General features: G+C 45.7%; 14 protein-coding genes. 5 read left to right on the top strand and 9 right to left on the bottom strand.

Annotated elements, in window-relative coordinates:
- The first annotated feature begins 5 nt into the window (after positions 1-5).
- Complete coding sequence (locus tag H9L11_RS04205; RefSeq protein WP_005381016.1) at positions 6-1,112, top strand: PilT/PilU family type 4a pilus ATPase; 1,107 nt, start codon at positions 6-8, stop codon at positions 1,110-1,112.
- Positions 1,113-1,173: 61 nt separating this feature from the next.
- Here the strand turns inward: H9L11_RS04205 and ruvX are convergent, their stop codons facing one another.
- The 8 genes from ruvX to metK form a co-directional block, all read right to left on the bottom strand.
- Positions 1,174-1,599 carry a Holliday junction resolvase RuvX gene (gene ruvX / locus H9L11_RS04200; protein ID WP_005381017.1) on the bottom strand — a complete coding sequence of 142 codons (426 nt, stop codon included), beginning with the start codon at positions 1,597-1,599 and terminating at the stop codon, positions 1,174-1,176.
- A gap of 35 nt (positions 1,600-1,634) precedes the next feature.
- Positions 1,635-2,198 (bottom strand): YqgE/AlgH family protein, encoded by a 564-nt coding sequence (locus H9L11_RS04195; protein ID WP_005381020.1) that lies wholly within the window; start codon positions 2,196-2,198, stop codon positions 1,635-1,637.
- 127 nt (positions 2,199-2,325) lie between these two features.
- Positions 2,326-3,276: a glutathione synthase gene (gene gshB, locus H9L11_RS04190; protein WP_005381021.1), complete on the bottom strand. Its 951-nt coding sequence runs from the start codon at positions 3,274-3,276 to the stop codon at positions 2,326-2,328.
- A 13-nt stretch (positions 3,277-3,289) separates the two neighbouring features.
- On the bottom strand, positions 3,290-4,021 hold the full coding sequence (rsmE, locus tag H9L11_RS04185) for a 16S rRNA (uracil(1498)-N(3))-methyltransferase (RefSeq protein WP_025768830.1): 732 nt from the start codon (positions 4,019-4,021) through the stop codon (positions 3,290-3,292).
- Positions 4,022-4,134: 113 nt separating this feature from the next.
- Positions 4,135-4,830 (bottom strand): deoxyribonuclease I, encoded by a 696-nt coding sequence (gene endA, locus H9L11_RS04180; protein WP_025768831.1) that lies wholly within the window; start codon positions 4,828-4,830, stop codon positions 4,135-4,137.
- Positions 4,831-4,980: 150 nt separating this feature from the next.
- Positions 4,981-5,478 carry a SprT family zinc-dependent metalloprotease gene (locus tag H9L11_RS04175; RefSeq protein WP_064377331.1) on the bottom strand — a complete coding sequence of 166 codons (498 nt, stop codon included), beginning with the start codon at positions 5,476-5,478 and terminating at the stop codon, positions 4,981-4,983.
- A gap of 68 nt (positions 5,479-5,546) precedes the next feature.
- Positions 5,547-6,344: a DUF2189 domain-containing protein gene (locus H9L11_RS04170; protein ID WP_064377333.1), complete on the bottom strand. Its 798-nt coding sequence runs from the start codon at positions 6,342-6,344 to the stop codon at positions 5,547-5,549.
- A 402-nt stretch (positions 6,345-6,746) separates the two neighbouring features.
- The gene (gene metK / locus H9L11_RS04165) at positions 6,747-7,901 is read right to left on the bottom strand and encodes a methionine adenosyltransferase (RefSeq protein ID WP_005381027.1); all 1,155 of its coding nucleotides are present in this window, start codon (positions 7,899-7,901) and stop codon (positions 6,747-6,749) included.
- Between the two features lie 315 nt (positions 7,902-8,216).
- Between metK and tkt the strand changes: the two genes are divergently transcribed.
- Positions 8,217-10,211: a transketolase gene (tkt, locus tag H9L11_RS04160; RefSeq protein WP_205391002.1), complete on the top strand. Its 1,995-nt coding sequence runs from the start codon at positions 8,217-8,219 to the stop codon at positions 10,209-10,211.
- 91 nt (positions 10,212-10,302) lie between these two features.
- Here tkt and H9L11_RS04155 read toward each other — a convergent pair whose 3' ends face one another.
- The gene (locus tag H9L11_RS04155) at positions 10,303-11,196 is read right to left on the bottom strand and encodes a LysR family transcriptional regulator (protein WP_017633561.1); all 894 of its coding nucleotides are present in this window, start codon (positions 11,194-11,196) and stop codon (positions 10,303-10,305) included.
- Between the two features lie 140 nt (positions 11,197-11,336).
- Here H9L11_RS04155 and H9L11_RS04150 point away from each other — a divergent pair, with 140 nt between their 5' ends.
- The 3 genes from H9L11_RS04150 to H9L11_RS04140 all read left to right on the top strand — a co-directional run bounded on the left by H9L11_RS04150 (position 11,337) and on the right by H9L11_RS04140 (position 15,780).
- Entirely contained in the window at positions 11,337-13,295 is a 1,959-nt protein-coding gene (locus H9L11_RS04150; protein ID WP_053306783.1) for a ligand-gated channel protein, read from the top strand.
- 135 nt (positions 13,296-13,430) lie between these two features.
- Positions 13,431-14,468, top strand: a complete 1,038-nt coding sequence (gene epd, locus H9L11_RS04145; protein WP_171343179.1) for an erythrose-4-phosphate dehydrogenase — start codon at positions 13,431-13,433, stop codon at positions 14,466-14,468.
- A gap of 151 nt (positions 14,469-14,619) precedes the next feature.
- Positions 14,620-15,780 carry a phosphoglycerate kinase gene (locus H9L11_RS04140; RefSeq protein ID WP_005384547.1) on the top strand — a complete coding sequence of 387 codons (1,161 nt, stop codon included), beginning with the start codon at positions 14,620-14,622 and terminating at the stop codon, positions 15,778-15,780.
- Positions 15,781-15,861: the final 81 nt, after the last annotated feature.

Below are 15,861 nucleotides of genomic sequence, written 5' to 3'. Positions count from 1 at the left end.
GGAAGATGGATCTAGATAAATTTCTCGAAGGCATGTTGGCGCTGAAAGCGTCGGATCTTTACATCACGGTTGGAGCGCCAATTCTATTTCGTGTGGATGGCGAATTGCGTCCGCAAGGGGAAAAACTCACCGAGAGTGATGTGGCTGCATTACTCGACAGCGCTATGGAACCAGATCGGCGTCAGGAATTTCGTAAAAGTCGCGAGTCGAATTTTGCCATTGTGAGAGATTGTGGCCGCTTCCGTGTGAGTGCCTTTTTTCAACGCGAGTTACCAGGCGCAGTGATTCGTCGTATTGAAACTAATATTCCTACTTTTGAGCAGTTAAAGTTACCGTTAGTGTTGCAAGATTTGGCGATAGCTAAGCGTGGTTTGGTGCTGGTGGTCGGTGCTACTGGATCGGGTAAATCGACCACCATGGCGGCGATGACAGGCTATCGAAACAGCAATAAAACCGGGCACATTTTGACGGTCGAAGATCCGATCGAGTTCGTGCATGAACACAAGCGCTGTATCGTGACTCAACGTGAAGTTGGGTTAGATACGGAAAGCTATGAAGTTGCGCTTAAAAACTCGCTGCGCCAAGCACCAGATATGATTTTGATTGGTGAGATCCGTAGCCGTGAAACAATGGAATACGCGATGACCTTCGCCGAAACGGGTCACCTGTGTATGGCAACGTTGCACGCCAACAATGCAAACCAAGCTTTAGAGCGCATTCTTCACTTGGTACCGAAAGATCAAAAAGAACAATTCTTGTTCGATTTGTCGATGAACCTAAAAGGCGTGGTTGGTCAGCAGCTGATCCGAGATAAAAATGGGCAGGGACGTCATGGTGTATTTGAGATCTTGCTAAATAGCCCACGTGTGTCGGATTTGATTCGTCGCGGAGATTTACATGAGTTGAAGTCAACCATGGCTCGCTCAAATGAGTTTGGTATGCTGACGTTCGATCAATCTCTTTATAAGTTAGTGATGCAAGGTAAGATCAGCGAAGAGGATGCACTACATAGTGCCGACTCAGCGAATGATCTGCGCCTGATGTTGAAAACGCAGCGTGGTGAAGCATTCTCTACGGGCAGTTTGGCAAACGTTAAGATCGATATGGATTAATCCAATCCAGAAACAAAAAAGGTTGGCAGAAGCCAACCTTTTTTCATTGTGCTTGAAGTGTTTACTCACCCCAAAGGGCTTCAAACCAGCTTTCTAGAATCACCACCGCTGACTGGCAGTCAACATTACCTTTCGATAGGGCTTTGTAGCCGCCCATGCTGAACAACTCCGCACGAGCTTCTGCAGTAGATAAACGCTCATCATGCAGCTCAACAGGCAATCCGTATCGGCCTTGCAGACGCTTAGCAAATTTTCGTGCACGAGGGGTTATGGTCTCAAGGTCTTTACCATGCAGATCGGTCGGTAAACCGACCACTAGCAAATCTGGTTGCCACTCTTTGATTTGCTTTTCGATATCGTCCCAGTTTGGAATACCGTCATTGGCTTTAAAGGCTTTTAATGGGGAAGCTGTACCAGTAATTTCTTGGCCAATAGCGCTACCAATGCTTTTGGTTCCAAAGTCAAAAGCCATAATTGTGCGTGACATAAGGTGTCTCTATCTAATGTAACTGTATATTTGGACTAAGCATGTCCAGAGTCTGCTGAAAGGTGACTTGGGTCGATACCCAGCTTTTCGACCGCTTTCTTCCAACGCTCGTTGATTGGTGTATTAAAGATAATTTCAGGCGTCGCTTCAATGGTGAGCCAAGAGTTTTCGACCAGCTCACTTTCTAATTGGCCTGCACTCCAACCGGAGTAGCCAAGTGCCACTAAGTAATCACTTGGTTCTGCTTCTGTTCCTAACACCGACAGAATATCACGCGAAGTGGTTACCGCGAGGTCATCGGTCATTTGGACGCTGGACTCGTAGTAATCTTTGGGTTTATGCAAAATAAAGCCACGATCTTCCGAGATTGGGCCGCCATTATAAACTGGTCTATCTAGACTGGCTTCAAATAGGCGCGGGTGTACTGGCTGAACTTCCACCTGCTTGAGCATGTTGCCGACGGTGATATCAACAGGAGCATTGATCATCAGCCCCATAGCGCCGTCTTCGTTGTGCTCACAAACGTAGATCACGCTGTTTTGAAAGTACGGATCTTTCATCCCAGGCATGGCAACCAAAAAGTGATTTGTGAGATTCATACTCATACTGACCCTTAACTCTCGTAAATGCCCTTAAGCAAACATCATACAATTTACATCTAGGTATGTGCATGAGTTTGCTTAAGTTAATGTACTACGCTCTCTATTAACTGTAATACAGTTTGAGTTATTCGCCTTTTACTCGACGCTCAATCGCATCCATCAGCTTGCCTGTGATTGAGATATCAAAAGCTGCTTCAATTTCGCGAATACAGGTTGGGCTGGTGACGTTGATTTCTGTTAGCTTGTCGCCAATTACGTCAAGGCCAACAAAGATAAGGCCTTTTTCTTTCAGTGTCGGAGCAACGGTTTGCGCAATTTTGAGGTCGGTTTCGCTTAGCGGACGAGCTTCACCAGTACCACCAGCGGCTAGGTTGCCGCGCGTTTCGCCTTTAGCAGGAATGCGTGCTAGACAGTAAGGCATAGGTTCGCCATCTACCACTAGGATACGTTTGTCACCGTTGCTGATGTCTGGCACGAAGGTTTGTGCCATTGCGTAGTTTTGACCGTGGTTAGTCAATGTCTCGATGATTACAGAGACGTTTGGATCGTTTTCTTTTACACGGAAGATGGACGCGCCACCCATACCATCAAGCGGTTTCAGGATGACATCACCATGTTTTTCACGAAATTCTTTAATTTTTTCTGCTTTTCGCGTCACGATCGTTGTAGGTGTCAGCTCTGGGAACCATGCTGTAAACAGCTTTTCGTTACAATCACGTAAGCTTTGAGGCTTGTTAACGATCAGTGCACCCTGTTCTTCTGCACGCTCAAGGATGTAAGTCGCGTAGATGTATTCAGTATCAAACGGAGGATCTTTACGCATTAGCACCGCGTCTAGCTCAGACAGTTCGATAGTTTGCTCTGATTTGAACTCGTACCAACCGTTTGGATCTTCTTTTAGTTCTACCACTTTAGTATCTGCAATGGCAACGCCTTGATCGAGATGCAGATCATTCATTTCCATGTAGTGGATTTCATAGCCGCGTCGTTGCGCTTCAAGCATCATGGCAAAGCTAGAGTCTTTTTTGATGTTAATGGACGAGATTGGGTCCATTACGATACCGAGTTTGATCATTATTTTTCTCCGTTTAACCAAGATCGCCGAAACGAACTTGTAAGGCTGTAATTGCTGTCAGAGCCGCTGTTTCGGTACGCAGAACGCGAGGGCCGAGTAGCGTTTCTTCAAATTGGTATTCTCGAGTCATCTCGATTTCTTCAGACGATAAACCGCCTTCAGGACCGATCAGTAGGCGCACTTTTTCAACCGGGGTTGGCAAAGTGTTGATTGAGTATTTAGCACGAGGGTGAAGGTTAAGCTTTAAACCATCGTACTCTTCTTTACACCACTCTTCCAAGCTCATAATTGGACGAATTTCGGGCACGACATTACGCCCACATTGCTCACAGGCACTGATGGCGATTTTCTGCCATTGCGCGAGTTTTTTCTCAAAACGCTTTTGGTCAAGCTTGACACCACAACGTTCAGAAATCAGAGGAGTGATGGTATTGACGCCAAGTTCAACAGACTTTTGGATGGTGAACTCCATCTTATCGCCACGTGAAATGACTTGACCAAGGTGCAGATCTAAAGGGGATTCAATACTGTTTTCTACGCGCTCGGTGATGTTAACCAAAACTGATTTTTTGCTGACTTCACTGATAACCGCTGGGAACTCTGCGCCACTGCCGTCAAAAAGGAGAACGTCTTGGCCTTCTTTCATGCGCAAAACACGACCGATATGGCCTGCTGCGTCGTCACTTAAAGCAAGTGAGCCAAGTTGATGAATGGTTTCTGGATGATAAATTCGAGGGGTACGCATGAGATTTCCAGCAAGAGAATAAACTTAAACCCTAACATGGATGCTTTGCACCGAAAAAACAAGGGGCAAGAAGCGTTTCAATATCAGTAATTGAAACGCTTCGAGGTCGGAGGTTACAGTGCGCGGCAGGCTTCTTGAACAAATGGGTTGTGATTGCCCTGTACTTTTGCAATGCGCTCGTCACGCTCACATTCCCATTTATCGACAGGATAGGTTTTGTTCCAAGCACTCATTAATTGCGTTTGCTGCTTCGACAGTTTGAAACCGTACTCTTTGCTCATGTATAGATAGGTACGAGCAATTGAGCCACGCGCACGGTCTGGTGGCATGACTTTACGCTGCTTAAAGTTCACTTGCATCTCACAGCGACCATAACTCACGCCATCCATACCGTTCCATTGGCTGAAGTTGTAGTTCGAACGGTCACCGTTTACTTCACCAATAGCAGGAGTTAGGTTGTGCAAGTCTGCTTCCATCAAACGAAAAGTTTTGTCTTTTTTCTTACAGTTTTTACGTCCGCCATCTTGCCAGCATTGACGCTGGTGGCCAAATTGCCACGCAGGAACCACATGCTCCCATTCGATTCGTGCAGCCCGTTTTTCTTGTTTACGGACTTGGTAGCCGCAAGAGGCTAAATCGGGTAAGCCTTTCTTGCCTTGCCATTGAATGTTACAGCCACAGTAGAAGCTTGTTGGATGGTCTTGATAAATTTTGACCGCCTCACGTTTGGCTGCAGAGAATGAGCTCGGTGGCGCGGCAATCGCAGTGCTAGAAAGCGCGATAAGCAACAGAGAGAATAAGTATTTCATGATAAAAGTCTTTATAAAGTATGACTTTATTCATGATAACACGCATAAAATAGCTTTAGTGATGAGTAAGTTAACAATAGTTGGCGAAGGGAAGGTTTTGATCAAATCGATCTTTATTTTGGGAACGCAAGTAACACTATGAGGTAAGGGCTACGATAATTGAATACCGGTGAAGTTAAGTGGTTGGCGGCATTTTTGACAAGAGTACGTCGCCTCTTTGCGCAGCACTTTATTATGACGGCGAATCGATAGAGGGTAGGTCATACAACCACAACGATACTCAAAGGTTTTACCTTGAACGGATTTTACTTCAAAGCTGTGAGTGGTTTTGGCTGGTACGTTAAATACGGCTTCCATGACGCCTTTCCATTCTTTGCCGTGAGGCCTAACTCGCCCGTAAACCTGATAAGTAATCAGGTGTGCTACTTCATGAGGAATGACTTCATCTAAGAATGCTTGGGTGTTTTCGCGAAATAAAACAGAGTTTAGGCGTACTTGATTTAATTGAAGGTAGGCTTTTCCTGCCGCTTTCCCACGAACGTCGAAGGTGATTGTTGGAATCGGGAAAGAACGTTTGAAAGCTTGTTCCGCCATCGCGATACAGTCCGCCATCACTTGCTTGGCTTTATAGCTGAGTTCTATATCCACAATTCACCTCGATAAATCAAATAAAAAAGCCCCCGCATTTGCGAGGGCCAGATCATAGCATCAGTTAATTATGGTGTGTGTTTTTTCTTGATGGTGGCATGGTAAGCGTGCCATGTACCGTAGCCTAGAACTGGCATGGTAAACAACATTCCGATCCCGTAGGTCGCAAAGCCGATAAGAATACCGCCACAGATGATCGCTGCCCAAACAATCATTGCTGGAATGTTGGATTTCACGGCATTAAAGCTGGTAAATACAGCGGTCATCATGTCTACGCGACGCTCCATCATGAGCGGAATAGAAAAGGCTGAAATGCTAAACACCACACAAGCCAAAACAAAGCCAACTAAAGAGCCGATGACAAGGAAGGGTAGGAACTCACTTAAAGGTGCCCCTTGAACAGAAGGGTAGAGCGCATGAAGTAGAGCGGCAATGCGCATCCAAAATATCATACACACTGCGAGTAACACGGCGAACGCCCATTGAGATGTTGAGTTACGACCGATCGCTTTCATTGAATGGAACAAGCTTGCTTTGTGTCCGCGCTCTCTCTCCCAACTGGCATCATACAAGCCCAGCGCGAGAAACGGACCGATTAACATGTAAACAATCAAACTGGGCATGACGACCAAGTGTGTGCCTTGCCACTGTACGAGCAAAACAATGCCTATCGCAGCTGCCATAAAACAGATGCCATAGAAAGCACTAATAAGTGGCATTCGCACGAAATCATGCAGACCTAATGCTAGCCAATGAAAAGGTGCAGAAAGATTGACCGTATTGCACGGTATGGTTCTGGCGTATTCGTTGTCTGGCACTTCCTTTCGCTTGTTGTGGAAGTCCGATGGATTAACAGTTCGAGGCATAACTCCTCCTTGATTTATTCCCACATTATCCGCTTATACCAACTGACAGCGGTTTTTGTTCAGTCAAACTTGAAGCGACTTTTTCAAGTTTACATCTGAGCATTGGCTTAGTTTGGTATCGGCCATAAAGATGCCTGACTCATGTCTTTACTTAAGTGTTGCTTCCACAGTCGCCAGCATCCGACGTCTCTATTTAAATTGGAATTAACAATATTTTAACTATTGGCGGAGATGGGATAATTTACAAATAATTGCTTAAAATTTATTCGGTATAAAAATGAGGGAGAAACAGGACTGCTTTGTGGCGCAGGGCGGTATGAGTCGAAATGACTAGATAAAAGTTGCTGAAAATAAAAAGCCCCCACCATAGGCGAGGGCTTGATTGATTCTTGCATGGCTTGATTATTTGATGCCAGCGAAATCGCGTAGAAGTGCAGCTTTGTCTGTTGCTTCCCACGGGAATTCTTCACGACCGAAGTGACCGTAAGCCGCTGTCTTCTTGTAGATAGGTTGAAGAAGGTTAAGCATTTCTTGTAGACCGTATGGACGTAGGTCGAAGAATTGACGAACCGCTTCAATGATGATGTCGTGAGATACTTTCTCAGTACCGAACGTTTCCACCATGATAGACGTTGGATCAGCAACACCGATTGCGTAAGAAAGTTGGATCTCACAACGGTCAGCCATGCCTGCCGCTACGATGTTTTTCGCTACGTAGCGTGCTGCGTATGCTGCACTACGGTCAACTTTTGATGGATCTTTACCAGAAAACGCACCGCCACCGTGACGAGCTGCGCCGCCGTAGGTATCTACGATGATCTTACGACCAGTTAGACCACAGTCACCCATAGGACCACCGATTACGAAGCGACCGGTTGGATTAATGAAGAAGTTTGTTTCTTTGTTGATCCACTCAGAAGGTAGCACTGGCTTAATGATCTCTTCCATTACCGCTTCACGCAGGTCTGAAGTTGAGATTGAGTCACAGTGTTGAGTTGAAAGAACAACCGCGTCGATACCAACGATGTTACCTTGATCGTATTGGAATGTTACCTGAGATTTTGCATCAGGACGCAACCAAGGTAGTGTGCCGTTTTTACGAACTTCTGCTTGCTTTTGAACAAGACGGTGAGAGTAAGTAATTGGCGCTGGCATTAGTACTTCAGTTTCGTTACAAGCGTAACCAAACATGATGCCTTGGTCGCCTGCACCTTGTTCTTTAGGGTCAGCTTTATCAACACCTTGGTTGATATCTGGCGACTGTTTACCGATTGTGTTTAGTACCGCACAAGAATCTGCGTCAAAGCCCATATCTGAATGTACGTAGCCGATTTCACGAACGGTTTCACGAGTTAACTCTTCGATGTCTACCCATGCTGAAGTCGTGATTTCACCACCCACCATTACCATACCGGTTTTAACGTAAGTCTCACATGCAACACGAGCCTTTGGATCTTGCTCTAGAATCGCGTCAAGAACCGCATCAGAAATCTGGTCTGCAATTTTATCTGGATGACCTTCTGATACTGACTCAGAAGTAAACAGGTGCTTAGCCATGTTAGCTCCACTATATCTGGTTTAAAACTGGGGAATGATAAACTCTCCAGCGCAAATTAATACTAATTTTTGTAGGTGTATCTACATCTAGACGTCTATTCTAAATTTGATTGCTCGAATTACAAGCTCTTTTTTGGTTTTTGTTACAACCAAACGTTTGCCTGATTTATTGATAATTTTAAGAACTTCGAACGATTTGGCGCGAAAGGTGCAATATTTGTGAGGTTTTGGACTGGAAAACGTTTGCACACCCAACAGGGCTTTGAGAGAATTATGACCTACTTTTCGTTTCGCTTAATGTACTCAGGAGCAGACATGTCGTCTCGTAAACATCTTGCCAATGCAATTCGTGCTCTAAGCATGGATGGTGTTCAACAAGCTAACTCAGGCCACCCAGGCGCACCAATGGGTATGGCTGATATCGCTGAAGTTCTTTGGCGCTCTCACCTAAACCATAACCCTTCAAACCCAGAGTGGGCCGACCGCGATCGCTTTGTGCTGTCAAACGGTCATGGGTCAATGCTTATTTACTCTCTACTGCACTTAAGCGGTTACGAGCTATCTATTGACGATCTGAAACACTTCCGTCAATTGCACTCAAAAACCCCAGGTCACCCAGAGTACGGCTACGCGCCTGGTATCGAGACAACAACGGGTCCTCTAGGTCAAGGCATCACTAACGCTGTTGGTATGGCGATCGCAGAGAAAGCACTAGCGGCACAGTTCAACAAAGAAGGTCACGATATCGTTGACCACTTTACGTATGTGTTCATGGGTGACGGCTGTCTAATGGAAGGCATCTCGCATGAAGCATGCTCTCTTGCTGGGACGTTAGGTCTAGGCAAACTGATCGCGTTTTGGGATGACAACGGCATTTCTATCGACGGTCACGTTGAAGGCTGGTTCTCTGACGATACACCTAAGCGTTTTGAAGCGTACGGCTGGCATGTAATCCCAGCAGTCGATGGTCACGACTCAGACGCGATCAACGCAGCAATTGAAGCAGCAAAAGCGGACCCACGTCCTACGCTTATCTGTACCAAAACAATTATCGGTTTCGGTTCTCCTAACAAGTCTGGTTCGCACGACTGTCACGGTGCACCACTAGGTCACGATGAAATCCAAGCGGCTCGCGAATACCTAGGTTGGGAGTACGGCCCATTTGAGATCCCGGCAGATGTTTACGCTGAGTGGGATGCAAAAGAAGCGGGCGCCGCGAAAGAAGCAGCTTGGAATGAAAAATTCGAAGCATACGCTGCAGCTTACCCTGCTGAAGCGGCAGAGCTTAAACGTCGTCTAAACGGCGAACTTCCTGCACAGTGGGAAGAAAAAGCGAACCAAATCATTGCTGATCTTCAAGCAAACCCAGCGAACATTGCATCACGTAAAGCATCGCAAAATGCACTAGAAGCGTTTGGTCAAATGCTTCCTGAGTTTATGGGTGGTTCTGCTGACCTAGCGCCTTCTAACCTGACCATGTGGTCTGGTTCTAAGTCTCTAGAAACGGAGGACTTCTCTGGCAACTACATCCACTACGGTGTACGCGAATTCGGTATGACTGCTATCATCAACGGTATCGCATTGCACGGTGGTTTCGTTCCTTACGGCGCAACATTCCTAATGTTCATGGAATACGCTCGTAACGCAATGCGTATGGCTGCGCTGATGAAAATTCAGAACATCCAAGTTTACACGCATGATTCGATCGGTCTTGGCGAAGATGGTCCAACTCACCAACCTGTTGAGCAAATGGCGTCTCTACGTGTAACTCCAAACATGAGCACATGGCGCCCATGTGACCAAGTTGAGTCTGCAGTTGCATGGAAACTAGCGATTGAACGTAAAGATGCACCAACTGCACTTATCTTCTCTCGTCAAAACCTAGCGCAACAAGAGCGTACTGCTGAACAAGTCGCAGACATCGCGAAAGGTGCTTACATCCTGAAAGATAGCGAAGGTAAGCCTGAGCTAATCCTTATCGCAACAGGTTCTGAGGTTGAGCTTGCAGTGAAAGCCGCTGAGCAACTAACTTCAGAAGGCAAGAAAGTACGCGTTGTTTCAATGCCATCAACAGATACATTCGACAAACAAGACGCCGCTTACCGTGAAGCTGTACTGCCATCAGACGTAACGGCACGTATCGCTATTGAAGCGGGCATTGCTGATTTCTGGTACAAGTACGTTGGCTTTGACGGTCGCATCATTGGTATGACAACATTCGGTGAATCTGCACCTGCTGGTCAGCTATTCGAGATGTTTGGCTTCACGACTGAAAACGTAGTGAACACAGCAAAAGAATTGCTAGCGTAATTGCAGGACCATCTAAACAGTCGAACGTAAACGACAACTGTTAGATGCTAAAGTTAGAAAGGCCATCATTATGATGGCCTTTTTATTTTTGTCAGGTTTTCCAACCTTGTGGAATGCTTTGGTGAATGCAGTCTAAAAGTACGGATAAGCGCAGTGGTGGTCGTCCTGCTGGTGTATAGCAGTTAATGGAAATAGGCTCAGAAAGCCAACCTTCTAAGCATGGTGTGATTCGCCCTGGGTGATGTTTCTCATAGCCGCATGCTGTCCAAGTCGGCAGCAGTCCAATACCATGACCATTCGCGATACTGTCTATTTGCATTGCTATGTTGTCGCTGTATAAGCGACTAACAAAGGGTTCTAAAAAGAACTCACCGTGTTGAGGGTGTGCTAGCATCAATCCATTTTCTTGCACTGAACCAAAATCGATCCATGGATGTGCTTCAAGTTCTTTGGGGTGCGGTATAGGCCCATGTTGTTTTAGATAATTTGGAGAGGCAAAAGGCGTATAGCGAAATACCCCCAGCACTTCTTTTCGCCAGTCTAGCTCTTTACGTTCACCGAGCCAGATGAACAAATCTGGGTCATGGTGCGCTTCAGAAAAGTCACTGGTAAGTTGAACCCTAACGTCAGGATTATCAGCAAGAAAACGATTGAGTACGCCGCCGAGCCAGCTTCTAACTAAGGCGGTGTGACAAACAATATGCAGTGGCCCTGAAACTTGGTTCGTTAAACCTTGGAGTGCATCATAACTCTCTTCACTTAACTCAAGAATCTGGCGGCTGTAGTGGGCAAAGATTTCTCCAGCTCTTGTCAGAACTAATCGATTACCTTGTCTGGCGGTTAGAGCCTGACCGAAGTCTTCTTCTAATTGTGCCAAGCGACGACTTAGCGTTGATTTTGGCTGATTAAGGGCTTTAGCAGCGGCTGTCAAACTTTTATGCTGATTGAGCGCATCAAAGGCTCTAATTGATGCTAAGTCGTGCATATTTCTTTTACTCCTTACTGCGTTATGTACGAGTTCCATAAATGGAAAGAACCGTTCCATAACTCTCACTATGCATCTCATTCTATTTGTGAATAATTCACTTTCGAAAATAATAATCATTATCAATTATGGAGATGTAGATGTCTACTCTTAGACTGCCAGTTATTACCGCAACTGGTATTTTAGCCTTCGTCAGTGTCCCTCATGTTTTTGCCAATGATGCAGTTTCTAAAATGGAAACAGTGGTTGTAACTGCATCAAGTTATGAGCAATCTCAAGCGGACGCGCCTGCAAGTATTAGTGTGATTTCACGTGAGGAATTGGACTCCCGTTATTACCGCGATGTGACTGATGCACTAAAAAGTGTGCCAGGTGTTGTCGTGACAGGTGGTGGTGATACCACCGACATTAGTATCCGTGGTATGGGTTCTAAATACACTTTGATACTGGTCGATGGTAAACGTCAAAGTACGCGTGAAACTCGTCCAAATAGTGACGGCCCTGGTATCGAACAAGGTTGGTTACCTCCTCTTCAAGCGATTGAGCGAATCGAAGTTATTCGTGGCCCAATGTCGACGCTTTACGGTTCTGATGCGATTGGTGGTGTGATTAACGTCATCACACGAAAAGATGCGCTAGAGTGGACGGGTAATGTTCAACTGGGCACGGTACTACAAGAGAATAGTCGCTCAGGGGGAGAGCAGAGCGCGAACTTTTTCGTTAATGGTCCGTTGGCTGAAAATTTATCTCTCCAAGTATATGGTCAGTACACAACCAGAGAAGAAGATGACATCGAATACGGTTATGAAGATAAAGATATGCAGAGTATCTCTTCAAAACTGACTTACCAGATTAATGATCGCCACTCGGTGCAATTAGAGGGCGGCACGTCGGCACAAAGTCGTCGTGGTAATGTGGGCCTTTCAGTGCCGACCACAGGGTGTCGTGGTGGGTGTGAAGATTCACTGAATGAATATCGTCGTAATTACGTAACGGTAAGCCACAACGGTGATTGGGATTCGGTGGGAATTTCAGATACTTACTTACAGCGAGAAGAGAGCGAGAACAAATCTCGTGAGATGACGATCACCAACACCACGTTCAAATCGAGCTTGGTGACTGGTATTGGAAACCATACGTTGACGACGGGTGTGGACGCTACTCATGCAGAGCTTGAGGATTTCACCTCCAACAAAGCGTCATCGAAGACTGAAACATCGAATACGCAGTGGGCTGTTTTCATTGAAGATGAATGGAGAATTGCTGATCCGTTTAGCGTTACGCTTGGCGGCCGTCTAGATCATGACGAAAACTATGGCGCGCATTTTAGTCCGCGTGTTTACGGTGTATGGCGAGTTGATCCGTCTTGGACGGTGAAAGGCGGTGTGGCAACAGGTTTCCGTTCTCCACAATTACGTGAAATTACTCCTGGCTGGGCGCAAGTCAGTGGTGGCGGTAATATCTACGGTAACCCAGATCTTGACCCTGAAACGTCGCTAAACAAAGAAATCAGCGTCTTGTATCAAGGTGATTCTGGCTTAGATGTCTCTTTGACAGCGTTCCATAACGAATTCAAAGACAAGATCACACGTGTTGTTTGTCCAGACACTATCTGTACTGATGGTCCAAACCAATGGGGCGCAGATCCAACGTACCGTATTAACGTGGATGAAGCCGTCACACAAGGTATTGAAGCGACCTTAGCATCGCCGTTAACGGAAACCATTTACCTTAGCTCGAGCTACACATTTACCGACTCAGAGCAAAAAACAGGTGAATACAAAGGCATGCCGCTGCAGCAGTTACCAAAGCATCTGTTTAATGTGGATGTGACTTGGCAAACGACAACAGATCTAGAGAGCTGGGCGAAAGTCACGTACCGAGGTAAAGAAATGGATCCGGTTACTGGCCCATCAAGAAACAGTATTGTAGAACCAGCTTATACCTTTGTGGACGCCGGTGTGACATACCAGTTAACCGACAATACTCGTATTAAAGGCGCTATCTATAACTTGCTGGACGAGGAAATCAGTTACGAAGAATATGGATATATTGAAGATGGTCGTCGCTACTGGTTAGGTTTAGACGTCGCATTTTAATTATCTATCGTTGTAATAAGGTCGAGCATAGTCTCGACCTTTTTTAATCCTGCTTTACTTTGATTCAACAGGTGCGTTTGTCAGCCTGATCAGGTAGTATCTGTGACACGAAATTTTTGGTAGGGCGAAGGATAAATGCTAAAGGTTGCGATCAATGGATTTGGACGTATAGGTCGTAATGTTCTGCGAGCGGTGTATGAAAGCGGAAAACACCAGCAGATCAAGGTTGTGGCGGTAAACGAACTAGCACAGCCAGAGGCGATGGCACACCTACTGCAATATGACACCAGTCATGGTCGCTTTGGTAAAAAAATTTCCCATGACCAAGAACATTTGCATGTTCATCATGACAGCGGTGAATATGATTCCATTCGCATTCTCCATCTCTCCGAAATCGAATTACTTCCTTGGCGTGATTTAGAAGTTGATATCGTCTTGGATTGCACTGGCGTATTTGGTTCGCAAGCGGATGGGCTAGCGCATATAGAAACTGGCGCGAAGAAAGTACTGTTTTCGCACCCGGGCGCAAACGACCTAGATAATACGATTATCTATGGCGTGAACCACGAAACTCTGAAAGACGAGCACCGTGTTGTCTCCAATGGCTCTTGCACCACCAACTGTATCGTTCCCATCATTAAAGTATTAGACGAAGCCTTCGGCATAGAGTCTGGCACCATTACGACAATTCATTCGTCCATGAACGATCAACAAGTAATCGATGCGTATCATAACGACTTACGCCGTACCCGCGCTGCAAGCCAATCTATTATTCCGGTGGACACTAAGTTGCATAAGGGGATTGAAAGAATCTTCCCGAAATTTTCCAACAAATTCGAAGCAATTTCTGTTCGTGTTCCAACGGTTAACGTCACTGCAATGGATTTAAGTGTCACAATTAGTACAAATGTGAAAGTTAATGACGTAAATCAAACCATTGTTAACGCATCTCAGTGTACATTACGTAACATTGTTGACTATACTGAATCGCCACTCGTTTCCATCGACTTTAACCACGACCCCCATAGTGCGATTGTGGATGGAAGCCAGACTAGAGTGAGTAACGGGCAACTCGTAAAAATGCTCGTTTGGTGCGACAACGAATGGGGCTTTGCTAACCGGATGCTGGATACTGCCTTAGCAATGCAAGCTTCTTCGCAAGTGGAACAGTAATGACGAAGAAGTGATGGAGAATTTTTATTTCTAGCCTTGAAATAAATCCATAATATCTCCATATCTATAACCAGTTTGAAGAATTAACAGGCTTGGCAGGGTTGCCGAGTTTTCAAAAACTTTAATTACTAAATATTTGAGAGGACACATCATGTCTGTAATCAAGATGACTGACCTGGATCTTGCAGGTAAACGTGTATTTATCCGTGCTGACCTAAACGTGCCAGTAAAAGACGGTAAAGTAACTTCGGATGCACGTATCATCGCATCTCTTCCAACTATTAAGCACTGCCTAGAAGCAGGCGCTAAAGTAATGGTTACGTCTCACCTAGGTCGCCCAACTGAAGGTGAATACGCTGAAGAGTTCTCTCTACAACCAGTTGTTAACTACCTAAACGACGCACTAGATTGCGAAGTGAAGCTAGCAAAAGACTACCTAGATGGCCTAGAGCTAAATGCGGGTGAACTTGTTGTTCTTGAAAACGTTCGCTTCAACAAAGGCGAAAAGAAAAACGACGAAGAGCTATCTAAGAAATACGCAGCACTATGTGACGTATTCGTAATGGACGCATTCGGTACAGCTCACCGTGCACAAGCATCTACTCACGGTGTTGGTATGCACGCAGACGTAGCATGTGCTGGTCCTCTACTAGCGAACGAACTAGAAGCTCTAGGTAAAGCAATGGACAAGCCTGCTCGTCCAATGGTTGCTATCGTAGGTGGTTCAAAAGTTTCTACTAAGCTAACTGTTCTTGAGTCTCTATCTAAAATCGCTGACCAACTAGTTGTTGGTGGTGGTATTGCTAACACATTCATCGCAGCTGCTGGCCACAACGTTGGTAAGTCTCTATACGAAGCAGACCTAGTTGAAACAGCTAAGAAGCTAATGGACGAGTGTGCAATTCCAGTAGCAACTGACGTTGCATGTGCGAAAGCATTCGACGAGAACGCAGAAGCTGAAATTAAGCACGTTTCTGAAGTACAAGACGACGACATGATCTTCGATCTTGGTCCAGATTCAACAGCTGAACTAGCTGAAATCCTTAAAAACGCTAAGACTATTCTATGGAATGGTCCAGTAGGCGTATTCGAATTCAAGAACTTCGAAGCAGGTACTAAAGGTATCTCTGAAGCTATCGCAGCTTCTGAAGGCTTCTCTGTTGCAGGCGGTGGTGACACGCTAGCAGCTATCGACAAGTTCGGTATCAAAGCGGATGTATCTTACATCTCTACTGGCGGCGGCGCTTTCCTTGAGTTCGTAGAAGGTAAAGTTCTTCCAGCAGTAGAAATGCTAGAAGCACGCGCTAAGTAATTAAAGCAAAGCGGGGGAGTGATTCTCCCGCTTTCTTGTTTGCTGCAACGTGTGAGGAACTCTGCTAGAATAGCCTCAGTT

It is taken from the genome of Vibrio sp. sp1, from assembly GCF_016920955.1.
Lineage (GTDB): Bacteria > Pseudomonadota > Gammaproteobacteria > Enterobacterales > Vibrionaceae > Vibrio > Vibrio alginolyticus.
This window is presented reverse-complemented; position numbering and strand designations above follow the sequence as displayed.

Bases quoted from the DNA above. Each gene is read 5' to 3' on its own strand.
- H9L11_RS04205 (WP_005381016.1), top strand. From the start codon at position 6: ATGGATCTAGATAAATTTCTCGAAGGCATGTTGGCGCTGAAAGCGTCG.
- ruvX (WP_005381017.1), bottom strand. From the start codon at position 1,599: ATGTCACGCACAATTATGGCTTTTGACTTTGGAACCAAAAGCATTGGT.
- H9L11_RS04195 (WP_005381020.1), bottom strand. From the start codon at position 2,198: ATGAATCTCACAAATCACTTTTTGGTTGCCATGCCTGGGATGAAAGAT.
- gshB (WP_005381021.1), bottom strand. From the start codon at position 3,276: ATGATCAAACTCGGTATCGTAATGGACCCAATCTCGTCCATTAACATC.
- rsmE (WP_025768830.1), bottom strand. From the start codon at position 4,021: ATGCGTACCCCTCGAATTTATCATCCAGAAACCATTCATCAACTTGGC.
- endA (WP_025768831.1), bottom strand. From the start codon at position 4,830: ATGAAATACTTATTCTCTCTGTTGCTTATCGCGCTTTCTAGCACTGCG.
- H9L11_RS04170 (WP_064377333.1), bottom strand. From the start codon at position 6,344: ATGCCTCGAACTGTTAATCCATCGGACTTCCACAACAAGCGAAAGGAA.
- metK (WP_005381027.1), bottom strand. From the start codon at position 7,901: ATGGCTAAGCACCTGTTTACTTCTGAGTCAGTATCAGAAGGTCATCCA.
- tkt (WP_205391002.1), top strand. From the start codon at position 8,217: ATGTCGTCTCGTAAACATCTTGCCAATGCAATTCGTGCTCTAAGCATG.
- H9L11_RS04155 (WP_017633561.1), bottom strand. From the start codon at position 11,196: ATGCACGACTTAGCATCAATTAGAGCCTTTGATGCGCTCAATCAGCAT.
- H9L11_RS04150 (WP_053306783.1), top strand. From the start codon at position 11,337: ATGTCTACTCTTAGACTGCCAGTTATTACCGCAACTGGTATTTTAGCC.
- epd (WP_171343179.1), top strand. From the start codon at position 13,431: ATGCTAAAGGTTGCGATCAATGGATTTGGACGTATAGGTCGTAATGTT.
- H9L11_RS04140 (WP_005384547.1), top strand. From the start codon at position 14,620: ATGTCTGTAATCAAGATGACTGACCTGGATCTTGCAGGTAAACGTGTA.